At 78.3% G+C, this 300-nt stretch carries 1 protein-coding gene; it reads right to left on the bottom strand.

All coding sequences use genetic code 11. From position 1 onward, the window contains the following. Window positions 1-118 (bottom strand): E3 binding domain-containing protein (locus tag V7E46_RS34070; RefSeq protein ID WP_443054440.1); only part of this gene is annotated, 118 nt, incomplete at its 3' end. Between the last annotated feature and the right edge of the window lie 182 nt (window positions 119-300).

A 300-nucleotide genomic window follows, 5' to 3' on the forward strand; every position in this document is an offset into this window, starting at 1 on the left:
CCAGCGTCAGATGATAATAAGAGTGTGGTGCGAGGTAGGTCAGGTCCCGCCCGCCGACGCCCGTGCCGCGCACGGAGCCGAGGTTGACGCCGTTCTCGGCGGCGAGCTTGCGGACCAGCGGGGTGACGTACGCGCCGTCGTCACCGGTCGCGGCGGGAGCGGGCGGGGCGACCGGAGCCGGAGCCTGCGCCTGGGCGGGCGCCGGAGCCTGCGCCGGAGCCGGAGCGGCCGGGGCAGGTGCCGGGGCTGTCGGAGCGGGTGCGGCGGCGGCCGGCGCGGGGGCCGGGGGAGCCTCCGGAG

Origin of the sequence: Streptomyces sp. IBSBF 2435 (assembly GCF_036815005.1) — a bacterium.
Classification (GTDB): Bacteria; Actinomycetota; Actinomycetes; order Streptomycetales; family Streptomycetaceae; genus Actinacidiphila.